11 protein-coding genes and 1 other annotated feature are annotated in these 12,415 nt (G+C 42.0%); of the genes, 1 reads left to right on the top strand and 10 read right to left on the bottom strand.

The annotated features are described in order from the left end of the window. Positions 1 to 7: 7 nt before the first annotated feature. From I2484_RS05565 to I2484_RS05525, 9 genes are all read right to left on the bottom strand, one after another. Entirely contained in the window at positions 8 to 1,054 is a 1,047-nt protein-coding gene (locus tag I2484_RS05565) for a sensor histidine kinase (RefSeq protein WP_481886376.1), read from the bottom strand. After that, on the bottom strand, positions 1,051 to 1,515 hold the full coding sequence (locus I2484_RS05560; RefSeq protein WP_207150042.1) for a GAF domain-containing protein: 465 nt from the start codon (positions 1,513 to 1,515) through the stop codon (positions 1,051 to 1,053). Before I2484_RS05560 ends, I2484_RS05565 begins: the two co-directional genes overlap by 4 nt. A 531-nt stretch (positions 1,516 to 2,046) precedes the next feature. Then, positions 2,047 to 2,673, bottom strand: a complete 627-nt coding sequence (locus I2484_RS05555; RefSeq protein WP_207150041.1) for an ATP-binding cassette domain-containing protein — start codon at positions 2,671 to 2,673, stop codon at positions 2,047 to 2,049. After that, positions 2,666 to 3,376, bottom strand: coding sequence for a molybdate ABC transporter permease subunit (gene modB, locus I2484_RS05550; RefSeq protein ID WP_207150040.1), 711 nt, complete (start codon positions 3,374 to 3,376; stop codon positions 2,666 to 2,668). Before modB ends, I2484_RS05555 begins: the two co-directional genes overlap by 8 nt. A 17-nt stretch (positions 3,377 to 3,393) precedes the next feature. Further along, positions 3,394 to 4,161, bottom strand: coding sequence for a molybdate ABC transporter substrate-binding protein (gene modA, locus I2484_RS05545; RefSeq protein ID WP_207150039.1), 768 nt, complete (start codon positions 4,159 to 4,161; stop codon positions 3,394 to 3,396). A 104-nt stretch (positions 4,162 to 4,265) separates the two neighbouring features. Then, the gene (gene ric, locus I2484_RS05540) at positions 4,266 to 4,964 is read right to left on the bottom strand and encodes an iron-sulfur cluster repair di-iron protein (protein WP_207150038.1); all 699 of its coding nucleotides are present in this window, start codon (positions 4,962 to 4,964) and stop codon (positions 4,266 to 4,268) included. 603 nt (positions 4,965 to 5,567) lie between these two features. After that, the gene (locus I2484_RS05535) at positions 5,568 to 6,629 is read right to left on the bottom strand and encodes a ribonucleotide-diphosphate reductase subunit beta (RefSeq protein ID WP_207150037.1); all 1,062 of its coding nucleotides are present in this window, start codon (positions 6,627 to 6,629) and stop codon (positions 5,568 to 5,570) included. Further along, on the bottom strand, positions 6,584 to 7,024 hold the full coding sequence (locus tag I2484_RS05530; RefSeq protein ID WP_207150036.1) for a flavodoxin: 441 nt from the start codon (positions 7,022 to 7,024) through the stop codon (positions 6,584 to 6,586). Before I2484_RS05530 ends, I2484_RS05535 begins: the two co-directional genes overlap by 46 nt. Continuing rightward, positions 7,009 to 9,225, bottom strand: a complete 2,217-nt coding sequence (locus tag I2484_RS05525; RefSeq protein ID WP_255551139.1) for a ribonucleoside-diphosphate reductase subunit alpha — start codon at positions 9,223 to 9,225, stop codon at positions 7,009 to 7,011. The genes I2484_RS05530 and I2484_RS05525 overlap by 16 nt, the downstream gene beginning before the upstream one ends. 561 nt (positions 9,226 to 9,786) lie before the next feature. Then, positions 9,787 to 9,990, top strand: a binding site (T-box leader). 62 nt (positions 9,991 to 10,052) lie between these two features. Between I2484_RS05525 and argS the strand changes: the two genes are divergently transcribed. Then, positions 10,053 to 11,717 carry an arginine--tRNA ligase gene (gene argS / locus I2484_RS05520; RefSeq protein WP_207150034.1) on the top strand — a complete coding sequence of 555 codons (1,665 nt, stop codon included), beginning with the start codon at positions 10,053 to 10,055 and terminating at the stop codon, positions 11,715 to 11,717. A gap of 179 nt (positions 11,718 to 11,896) precedes the next feature. On the opposite strand, the gene I2484_RS05515 is transcribed toward argS, so the two are convergent. After that, positions 11,897 to 12,214: a hypothetical protein gene (locus tag I2484_RS05515; protein WP_207150033.1), complete on the bottom strand. Its 318-nt coding sequence runs from the start codon at positions 12,212 to 12,214 to the stop codon at positions 11,897 to 11,899. Positions 12,215 to 12,415 lie beyond the last annotated feature (201 nt).

Raw genomic sequence — 12,415 nt, 5'->3', positions numbered from 1 at the left:
CCCTTTACTATAATGGTATTTCCAGCCGTACACTCGTCCCTTTTCCAGGTTCAGAAAGGACTGTTGTTCGCCCTTCTACAAGCTCTGCCCGTTCCCTCATCCCATATAGACCAAGACCTGTACCTTTTGGGTGAATCGAATTCAAATTAAATCCGATTCCTTCATCGATGACGTATAACTTTAAATACCCATCATCTTCAAAAAGCCTGACAGTAAGATCCTCAGTGCCTGCGTATTTAAGTGCATTAAACACAGCTTCCTGACAAACCCGGTAAACGACCGTTTCAATTTCGCCTTCGTATCTCTTCGAGTCCAGCTCCGCTGTAAAATGGACGACAAGTCCATAGTTTTTTTCCATCCATTTAAAATGTGTTCTGAATGCAGCTTCCATCCCTAAATCATCAAGTGTCGCTGGTCTTAGTTCGACGGATAGATGACGGATATCGTCCAATAACCGCATGAGTGACCCTTCCGTCTGCTGCACTTTTTTCAACACTTCTGCATCGACATTCATATATTTCAGTACTCGAAGTTCAACTAGCGAACTAAGCACTTCCTGCGCCACCCCGTCATGCAACTCCCTCGAAATCCGTTTCCGTTCATCTTCCTGAGCTTTGATGATATTTTTCGTAATCAATTTCTGATTAAGCATTTCCTGTGTTTTATATTGTTTCGTCAAATCACGGAGCATGAATACACGGATCCCGTTTTCCACGTCAATCGTTTGATAACTAGCCGTGTAGGGAATAACTCCTTTCCCCTTGGTGTCCAAATACACTTGAAACGAGCTGAAATCTTCATCTGGACTCTTCAAATAGCACGATATACATGTTTGAAGTTCCTGCTCGTTCGTATACCCCCTACAAGACATGCATATCGCCTCTGCATCGCCCGCCGCCATGCTGTCTAGTACTTCTGCATTCAAAATGAATTCGGCAGCACTATTCATTGTCAGTACTTTTCCAGTACGATCAAAAAAGAAGATGGCCTCTGCAGAATTGCCATACATTTTCATCAACAGATCCGTCAATTGAAATTCACTCATACTCTTCAATTTCCAACCATCTCCTTATTATAAAATTGGCCAAACGTCGGACCAACCACCTGTTTAAATTCTGTAAAACATTCTAGGGTCAATTTCTCCTCAGTGCGGTAACCTACAAGTAACACACCTTTTACACGATTGTATTCATAAAGCGCAATCGCCCCAAAACTTTTCAACCCTTCTGCTACGATAATCGGATAATTATAAAGGTCTTTTCCTCCAAGTATCTTTTCCGCATCTTCTACAAGGAGCGGTTTACCTGTCTTAAAAACATGACCTACAATACCTTTGCCGGTTTGTAAGACAATTCTACGATAACGATTACTTCGATTTCCCATAGTAAATACCCATTTCAGCTCGAACCGAGACTCTATCGATTGGACAAGTGCCAACCCGACAAAGTCAAAATCGAAATGATCCCGCAAACGTGCCATTTCCTGTTGGTAATTAAAGTTTTCCTGTCCATTCATCAACTTTACCCCTTATATAGAAAAAAGGCAGTTAACCCTTTTCTACTATTAAATTCGAATTGTTCTTTATATAAAGAATATAGCTTCCTGCGACATAATTCAACGGCGCAACTCCCTTCCTTTTTAGATTGGCAGGAATTAGAGATTTGTTCATTCACATACTACTAATTGTACGTTCAGGTAAGGGGCCTTTCTAGTAGGGATATTCCTATTAATAAAGTAATAGGGCTATCCCCGAAGAACAATAGCGAAAACACAACCTAAGTCCACCAAATACCTAACCTAACGATCATAAAAAACCTCAACCGATCATATACCTAGCCTAACGATCATAAGAACCCTCAACCGATCATATCCCTAGCCAAACAATCATAAAAGTCCTCAACCGATCATATACCTAGCCAAACGATCATAAAAAGCCCTCAACCGATCATATCTACAACTAACAGCTTCCAAGCATTTCGTGCCCTAAGTCTAGACGTGGAAATTCTTTTAGCAATAAAAATAACCGCTTTATCTATCCAACATGGACTAGATAAAGCGGCCTTTTTCGATTTTATATATACGCGTTGCAACTTTTTCCGCTTCTGTCCAATTGTGAGTCACCATGATAATGGGAATATTTAAATCCCGCTGAATATCTGTTATCACTGTAAGCGCATCGTTACGTGCTTTATCGTCCAGTGCAGAAAGTGGTTCATCAAGCAGAAGAACTTCAGGTTCTGTCGCAAGCGCACGTGCAATGGCAGTTCGCTGTTTTTCCCCTCCAGACATTTCATGGGGATAGGCATTTCGCAGATGACTTATTCCGAATTGATCGAGCAGCGCTAGTGCTTTTTCGGATTTCCGTACAGATTTCATGCCATACTGAACGTTTTTTTCTGTTGTCATATGAGGGAATAACGCATAGTCTTGCATCACATATCCAATACTTCGTTTTTCAGTAGGATATGGCTTTTGATTGGATGAAAAGTAAGTGTTGTCCCCCATACGAATATGACCTGAATTTGGGTGAACAAGACCGGCAATCATATCTAGACATGTCGTCTTTCCAGAACCGGATGGTCCAAATAAGACGCTCACTTCCCCTTTAGCTGTTTTAATCGCCACGTCGATTTTAAAATCTGGCAAATCTTTAATAAGATGTGCGTCAAACATTACGAGGAGCTCCCCCTTTCCTTTTCACAGTGAAACGCCGCAAATTCTGATTCGACCACCAACTTAGCCAGAGAATTGTGGAAAATCCAAGTGCGACGATAATAATCACCCAAAATGTTGCTTTTTGCATATCGCCGGCTTCAACCGCAAAGTAGATGGCCATGGGAATGGTATCTGTTCGACCAGGGATATAGCCTGCAATCATCAGCGTCGCTCCAAACTCGCCGAGTGCGCGGGCGAATGTAAGGACGAAGCCCGCAAGTAAACCCGGCCAGGCTAGCGGCATTGTAATTGTGCGGAAAACGCGCCATCTTGAAGCACCTAGTGTATGAGCCGCGGCCTCCAATTTTCCATCTACTTGTTTGAATGCAGCGGATGCACTTTGATACATGAGCGGAAAAGCGACTACGGTCGAAGCGATGACGGCTCCAATCCAGGAAAACACGATTTGGAGATGTGCGTAATCATATAACCATCTCCCAAGTAGCTGATCCTTGCCAAATAAAATCAGTAGTCCGAATCCAACGACGGTGGGCGGTAATACAAGTGGTAATAGGAAAAACGCTTCAATGATTGTTTTCCCAAAGAAATTTCTTCGTGCAAATATGCGTGCTAGGAACGTACCAATGAGAAAAACAAGGATTGTCGCTATGGCTGCAACTTTGATAGAGAGTATGAGCGGCCCGTAACTGATTTCTCCCATTGGCGGTGTTCCTCCTTTTAGTTTGTAAATCCATACGTTACTAGTATTTTTTGCGCTTCAGGTGTTGTCATATAATCGAGAAAAGCGTTAGCTGCTTTCGGCTGTTTTGTAGCAGTGATGACTGCACCGGGATAAATAGCTGACGAGTGCAGAGTTGGATCAATTTTCGAGATGACTTCTACTTTATCAGATGATTGGGCATCAGTCGTAAAAACAATTCCCATTTCGGCATTACCTGTTTCTACAAATGTTAATACTTGGCGGACGTCCTTGCCGAATACAAATTTCGGTTCGAGTGTTTCCCATTCTCCAAGTTTTGTGAGCGCTTCTTTTGCGTAAACACCCGCTGGAACAGTGTCAGGGTTGCCAATGGCAACGTGTTCGATTTTGGATGTAAACAGATTATCTTCATTTAGCGACGAATTACCACCGTTTTTTTGGCGAATAACAACTAATGTATTAGTCGTGATATCTACACGTGTGTCTGATTTAATTATATTGTCTTTTTCAAGTGTATCCATATCAGAACTGCTTGCAGAGATGAAAACATCGACTGGTGCACCGCTTTTTATTTGTTGTGCTAGTTTGCCGGATGAGCCGAACGTGAATGTGATTTGAGTATATGTGTTGGTCTTTTCAAATTCGGTTGCAATTTCAGTTAGCGCCGGCGTCATACTGGAAGCTGCTGCCACAAGGATTTCTACTTTTGCATCAGCCTCCGAGTTGGTGCATGATGTTAGGATAAAAGTAAGCAGGATGGTAATAACTAATACGAGTTGTCTCATGTTATCCAAATCCCCTTTTCCTCTATCATAACGGACATAGCAGAATCGCTCCATGCAAAAAAACCACCCATGCGGTGGTTTTTTTAAGCGTACTCTTTAGTTAATCAAAGTGCAGCTCGTACACGGTCGAATAAATTGTTATTTTCGAGATGAACATGATCAAACGTGTCTTTTTCTAATTGCGCAAGACGTGTGTATACGAGTCTATAAGTTCTGCACGCACCATCTGGAGGCGTGAAGTTATTTGTAAGATTGCGTATCTCAGCTAATAAATCCCCTGCATTCTCATGCTCTCTCTCGAGTTCCATTATATATGGTTTAACTTTCTCTTTTAGTTCAGGTGTTGGGCTTTCTAAGAACTTTAGAATGAGCGGGAAGACATTTGCATCTTCATCTGCTGTATGGGCGAGGAGTTCGCTCCGTAATTCTTTGAAGATTTCTTGGACACGAAGGAGATGCGGATGATTTTCTCCATGAACACGGGCAACTTTCGTAATGTACGGCGCGAGGAGTGAAAACTCATCCCGCAGTCCATCATGATACTTTCTTTGAATATAGGCAACAAGTGTTTTTGAACCGAATGATGTCGGGTCCGTTTCACTCTGTTTCCCCCATGTCTTTTCTATTTCCTTAATGCTATTTAAAACATCTTCAGGATTAAGCATTCGGTCTTCTGCAGCATCTTTTAAGGCTATTTTCCCTCCACAGCAAAAGTCGATGCGCAGACATCTAAATAAATCTGCACTTTTAGGGACCACCGTGACGATATCGCAAACTTGTGTATCAAGTGTTAATTGACTCATTATAGTTTCCTCCTATCTCCATTTCACCGGGAACCATTCCCAGTTAAAGTATACAAGACAGGAATTCACGTAGGTAGTAGGGTTTGCCCTATTTCGGGTAAAAATCTGTCTCTGGATAAACTATAGTACCCGCAATTTTTCAATAAGTAGACTCCATTGTTCCATGTCATGTAAAATCAAACTTTGGTTGCCATTCAAACTAGATAGTAGCTGAGGATAATGAGCCTTCCACTGTTTTGAAGCGGTTATTAAATGCATTAATATTGTTATGACCGGCATGGATCTTGTTATGCTCGCCATGGGCGCACTTATGACCGCCACGGACCACGTTATGCTCGCCATGGCTGCACTCATGACCGCCATTGCCTTGATTATGACCGGCACATGTTATTTACACAAAACCTATTCGATATATCTACTTTGAACATTCAGGCACCATGAGTATGGGGTTTTCCGTTAAACTTAATATCGAACATAAGAATACATGATAAAATTGAGTCGCGACATCTATCAAGGATAATTAAGGCCAATTTGAAGGGAATCCCCATTTCAACTTATATAATCGTAAAAAAGCACACAACTCATGTTGTGTGCTTTTTTCATTCACAAATCATCAAAACCATTTAAATCGCTTGTTTTGACATATTGACGTGAAGATTGTTCGAAGAAGTCGGTTTTTGTATCGTCGAAACTGTCGACATATGCACGAATCCATTTCATTGGGTTGTCAGTGAACTCCGGATAAATTTCACTAAGTCCGAGCATGCGAAGCATTTTATTCGCGCGATATTTCACATACCCTTCCATTTCGGCAAGGTCAATACCTTCTATATCTGCAAGTACATAACTGCTCCAGATGACTTCCTGCTCGACCGAATGTTTGAACTGATCGTAAATCCATTGCGTGAATTCATCTGTATTATGTTCAGGGTTTTCTGCAAGTGCTGCGCGGAATATGTCACTAATTGCTTTACCATGTTGCAATTCATCACGGTTAATGTACGAAATCATTGTCGAAGTACCGACCATTTTCTGATTGCGTGCGAGGTTGTAGAAGAATGCGAATCCACTATAGAAAAATAGCCCTTCAAGCAGCGTCGTATAAACCATCGCTTTCAATGCTGATTCAATTGTCGGACGCTCGGCGAAGTCGTTGTAGACTTCTACAATGCGCTCATTCCGTTTCAACAGCACTTCGTCTGAGCGGCCCATTTCAAATGAAGCCATCTGCTTATTAAGTGTTGTAACTGATGAAAGAACGTACGCGTAACTGTGATTATGTTCACTTTCCTGATCGGCGATTGTCGCCATAATTGATTTAACAGAAGGATCGGTTGTGTAATCTGCCATTTTCAAAGCGATTGTCGTCTGTGGTCCGTCGAGTGTCGCAAGCAAGCCAATAATTTTAAGAAATGCATCTTGTTCCGGCTTAGTCAGCGTCGAGAATTGCTTAACGTCTTGCGTCATATCGACTTCATTGGCCGTCCAGAATAGTGAACGAATTTGTTGACGTAATGTATAGAAATGGGGATGTGCGATGTCGTTCCAGTTGAGGATACCACTCGCTTTCCCACCGAAAATAGCCGTTGATTTGTTTGGATGTGCAGGTTCTAAGACCTTCACTCGGTTAAGTTTTTCCAATGTCTGATGACTCCCTTCGACCATTCAATTACTTTTTCTTGCTGTATGCCACGTGGGCTTTGTTCGATTTTAAGCGGCTCATAAGGGGATGCGTAAAACCGCGCTAACTTCACCGCTGCGTGGCAGAATAATGCATCGCCGCCAAATTGGGTATCACCCGTTCCGAAGACGTAGACATTATCCGGTTTATACCCTACATCCGCTACAAAGTCTTTTACTTCGTCAGGCGTTGAGCCTTGCTCCCACGTGAATGACCCGAAGATCATCGCATCAAAATCGCGGGGGTTCGGAATGATCCCCCCGCCAATTCGATACGTTGTAACAGCTATATTTTCTGCAACTAACGTTTCTTCAATCATTTCCGCAACTTCCTGCGTGTTTCCGCTCCACGATGCGTAGACGATTAAGAATGACACCATTCACACTCTTCAATATCCGTCGCAGTTGACCGTGTATAGTATGTTGTTTTCATACCAGACTTCCAAGCTTGCAAATGAAGTTCAAGCAGTACGGATGCGCGAATTGAATTCGGTACATAGATGTTGAATGAAATTGCTTGGTCAATATGGCGCTGTCTTGCTGCGTTTTGTTTGATTGACCAACGTTGATCGACAATATAAGCGGAACGACGGTAAACGTCATACGTGTTGTGATTAAGGTCAGGTGCAACTACCGGTAGCTTATAATCTTTCTTTTCTTCATGATAAAACGGTTTGAAAACCGGATCAATTGATGCAGTTGATCCTGCGATAATAGACGTCGAGCTATTCGGTGCAATTGCCATCAAATAGCCATTGCGCATACCATTTGTTGCAACATCGATGCGTAGTTCGCGCCATTCCTTCGAATCATAGTTCTTGTTTTCAAAATAAACGCCAGACTGCCATTCGGATCCTTCATATAATGGGTACGACCCTTTTTCAGTAGCCAGTTTCATCGAAGCTTTAATCGTCAAATAAGCGATCTTCTCATATAATTTATCAGCGTAATCCACTGCTTCGTTTGATTCCCATTGAATATTTTGCAAGGCTAGCAGATGGTGCCAGCCGAATGTCCCGAGACCGATTCCACGGTAGCGCGCGTTAGTACGCTGCGCTTGGACAACCGGTATTTTATTAAGATCGATAACATTATCAAGCATGCGTACTTGAATTGTAATAAGTCTTTCCAAAACGCTTGCTGGAACTGCTCGTCCAAGGTTGATGGATGATAAGTTGCAGACAACGAAATCGCCTGGTTTTGAACGCGTGACAACGATATCGTCTTCGAGCGTAACAGACTCGAATTCAGTCGCGCTCATATTTTGCGTGATTTCTGTACAAAGATTCGACGAATAAATCATGCCTTCATGTTTGTTAGCATTTGCACGGTTCACTTCGTCGCGGTAAAACATGTACGGCGTTCCCGTTTCCAATTGGCTACGCATAATCCGTTTCATAAGATCGATAGCAGGTACGATTTCACGGCTGAGCTCAGGATTATTGACACACTCTTCGTATTTCTCACGGAACGAACCCGCACCTTTTGTTTCATCGTAAAAATCCTCTAGTGAATAGCCCATGATTGTCCGAACTTCATGCGGATCGAACAAATGCCAGTCGCCACGTGCATCCACTTGTTCCATATAAATATCAGGAAGGCAGACGCCCGTGAAAATATCGTGTGCGCGCAAGCGGTCGTCTCCGTTATTCAATTTAAGGTCGAGGAACGTGAAGATATCTTTGTGCCAAACATCAAGATAAACTGCTATTGCACCTTGTCGCTGACCAAGCTGGTCAACGCTTACTGCCGTGTTGTTCAACTGTTTAATCCATGGAAGTACACCACTTGATGCGCCTTTAAATCCACGAATGGACGAGCCACGACTGCGAACTTTCCCCATGTAAACACCAATGCCGCCACCGTATTTCGACAAGTTAGCGATATCCGTATTGCTGTCATAGATGCCTTGCAAAGAATCGTCGACCGTGTCGATAAAGCAACTTGACAACTGGCCGTGCGGTTTTCCAGCATTCGACAATGTCGGTGTTGCAACCGTCATATAGAGGCTGCTCATCGCCCAGTATGATTCCGCCACTTTTTCGAGCCGGTTAGTTGTCTCGTCTTGCATCAATGTCATCGCGATGACAAGCCAGCGCTCTTGCGGAAGTTCAACCGATTGTTTGCTAAAGTCAACAGCGACATAACGGTCCATAAGTGTTTTCAAACCGATATATGTAAATAGCTTGTCCCGTTCTGGTTCGATTAGATTACCGAGAATTACAAGGTCTTCCTTTGAATACTTCTCCGTCAAGACGGGTGTGTATAATCCCTTCTCGACTAGAAGTGCAACATTATCAGCAAAGTCCGTATAGACCTTTGCACCGCGAAGCTTTTCTTGACGATTGTAAACATCACGTAAGTGAATACGGGCCGCAACGAAAGTCCAGTACGTCGATACCTCATCGATATTGCTAAGCGTTTCTAGAATCATCGCTTTCGTCCATTCTGACGCACTTGCTCCAGGATGACGCTCATTCCATTTTTCACTTGCACTAACTAATGGACGAATCTCCTCAACGCCAAACTCGTTCTGTAAGTCTTCCAATAGCAGTTCCGTACCTGTCTTAGTAATGTTCATTGTCAATTTCATCGGCTCCTTTATCAAACCTAATTTTTCTATTTCCAATAAAAAACGATAATCCCACCTTTTTCAGGCGGACCCATCGTTTATGAGTTTTATTTACTGAGGGATAATTTGTTGGCTGTAGTTAGATAGTCAAGAACTTATTTGACACTCTAAATTCCTATTTGTCAACAATACAGCTTTCGTTCAATTTCACCAATAACACTACATGTAGTGTCTTAATCTCTATACATACCCTAACATGTTGTGGTCTAATCGTAAAGTGCCTAAAAGCATACTTGTCCTACCATCAATAACTTATCCACATATCCACAGTCGTTTTCTCGTGTCGCTTTGACCGTCATCATCGTCATTCTTGCAAATGATACACAAGTTATAAACATTAATTTAAAACCTGAAAAAATATCCTTTTTTCCCGATGTCGGTTCTATTTTGTCATTCAGCACTAAATGCAGTGTTCTACACATAGTTTAGAAGTTAACTCCAAACAGTTTTCACTTGTGAATTATTGTTACTTTCCATTGACACCCAATCACCATTTTGATACATTCAACTACAACATCTGTGATGAAGAGAGTAGCAATTATTTCTTTTTCAGCGAACTGGGGATGGTGGAAGCCCGGTGAAGAATATTTGTGAACCGCACTTTGGAGATGCTTTTCCAAGCGTTTTAGAAAAGCCGGTGTCTCGCCGTTATGAGGAAGTGGCCCTATACGGGCAATTTGAGTGGTACCGCGGAAGTAAGCTTTCGTCTCATTAATTTGAGATGAAGGCTTTTTTTTACGCTTTTTTAGTTCAATCAACCAAGAGGAGTGTTGACGATGAAAATGGATGTCTTGCACGTGTTGCAACAATTTAGTTCGATTCCATTGAATGAAAACATGCTAGAAAAGCCTGTACATGCACATTTAGGTGATTTGGCTTTACCGTGCTTTCCATTCGCGAAAGAACTTAGAAAATCGCCTGTTGTTATTGCCCATGAAATTGCCCTGGCAATCGATCATCCGCTAATTCGTAAAGCAGAAGCCGTCAACGGCTATGTGAATATCTTTTTGAACCGTTCTACAATTACCAGTGCACTCCTGCAGAAAATTCTAGATCAATCACTATCCTATGGTTCATCTAATGAAGGTAATGGTGGTATTGTTACAATCGATTTGTCTTCCCCTAACATTGCCAAACCGTTTTCCATGGGGCATTTGCGCTCCACCGTCATCGGAAATTCAATTGCTTTATTACTTAAAAAAAGTGGTTTTAAGACCGTGAAAATCAATTACATCGGCGACTGGGGTACGCAGTTTGGCAAACTACTGACGGCCTACCGAAAATGGGGCGACGAACAACAAGTCCAGCAAGCGCCAATCCAGACGCTATTAAAGCTGTACATCCGTTTCCACGAAGAAGCGGAACAAAATGACTCCCTTAACGATGAAGGCAGAGCGGCATTCAAAGCCCTGGAAGACGGAGATGCGGAAGCACTGGCATTATGGAAATGGTTCAAAACGGAATCCCTCCAGGAATTTCAACGCATTTATGATTTGCTGGGTATCACCTTTGATTCCTATAACGGCGAGGCCTACTATAATGACAAGATGGAACCCATCGTTAAAGAGTTAGCGGATAAAGGACTTTTAATAGAATCAAATGGTGCGCTCGTGGTTGAACTGGGTGAGGATATGCCACCTTGTTTGATTATGAAATCAGATGGCGCGACGTTATACGCCACACGCGATTTAACCGCTGCAATCGATAGAAAAGAAACGTATGATTTCGTGAAATCTCTTTACGTCGTTGGAAATGAACAAAGTCTCCACTTCACACAATTCAAGAAAGTACTCGGTAAAATGGGCTACGAGTGGGCAGACGATATCCAGCACATTCCTTTCGGTCTCATTTTGAAAGCCGGAAAAAAAATGTCCACCCGCAAAGGGAAAATTGTTTTGCTAGAACAAGTTTTGAATGAGGCGATTTCACTCGCACAGACGACAATTGAAACGAAAAATCCTAATTTGGCTAATAAAACAAAAGTTGCCGAAGCAGTCGGCGTCGGAGCCATCATTTTCGGCGATTTAAAACAGCACCGCAAACACGATATCGAATTTAACTTAGAAACAATGCTCCAAACAGAAGGTGAAACCGGTCCCTACGTCCAATATGCTTTCGCAAGGGCCAAATCAGTGTTAAGAAAAGCTGGCGACATACAGCCGTATAGCGTGGATGACGTCAATGATTTCGAATGGGAAATCATTCGAGCATTGGAGCAATTCCCACAAACAGTCAAGCGCGCTGCGGATGATTTAGACCCTTCCATCATCGCAAAATATGCAATCGATCTCGCTCAAACTTTTAGCTCGTTTTACGGCAATGTAAAAGTGCTTTCCGATGCAAATCATCTGCCGTATAGAATTGCGCTGATCACGAGCACATCGACCGTTTTGAAAGAGGCCCTACGACTGTTAGGTATGAAGGCACCTGAGGAGATGTGATAGGAAACGAATCACCCCTTATCAAACGTGGGTCAACTAGTTTCGATCAGTGGTATAAAAACAGCAAAAAGCGTTGGAGAAAACGCCAAACATTTACGTTTGGTATTTTCACCAGCACAGTCCATTAAATTCTCTTGTTGATTTCTTGTTCTTAGTTCAACTAACTATCATTAGTTGAGCTAGAATGGATTTTCTCCTTTAATAAAAGGAATAAAGACGACGTAAGCCGAAACAATGAACAGTACCCAAAAAACCTTCGATTTCATACGTTTTTTAAACAAATAGGTATTTTTATTTGTAAATAGCACACGGATTGTTGTATAGAAAAAATACAAAAGATACGACAAACCGAACCAATTAACCCATACGTTTCCCATAAAACTAATCCCGAGTTCTTCATAAATTACTCCTAATACATTTTCAGTTAGGATGAAACCAATAGCCAAATAAATTAACACTTTAAAAAATGTAATAGCATCCCTTTTCAACGCTGACAATTTTATTCCTCCTTACTCATCAATTATATTAGGCCAAAATACGAATCTCTTTTCCAACTCTTTTTCTCCTATTGTTCAAATGGATACAGTCACAATGATTCTGTCGCAAGTCCCGACTCACATACTTGTTCATAAAAACATTGCAAAGACATTTCACCCAATAAACTCTTGGTCAAAAACTTATTTCGTATATTTTTTGTA

The sequence above is a fragment of the Sporosarcina sp. E16_8 genome (genome assembly GCF_017347095.1).
Classification (GTDB): domain Bacteria; phylum Bacillota; class Bacilli; order Bacillales_A; family Planococcaceae; genus Sporosarcina.
This window is presented reverse-complemented; position numbering and strand designations above follow the sequence as displayed.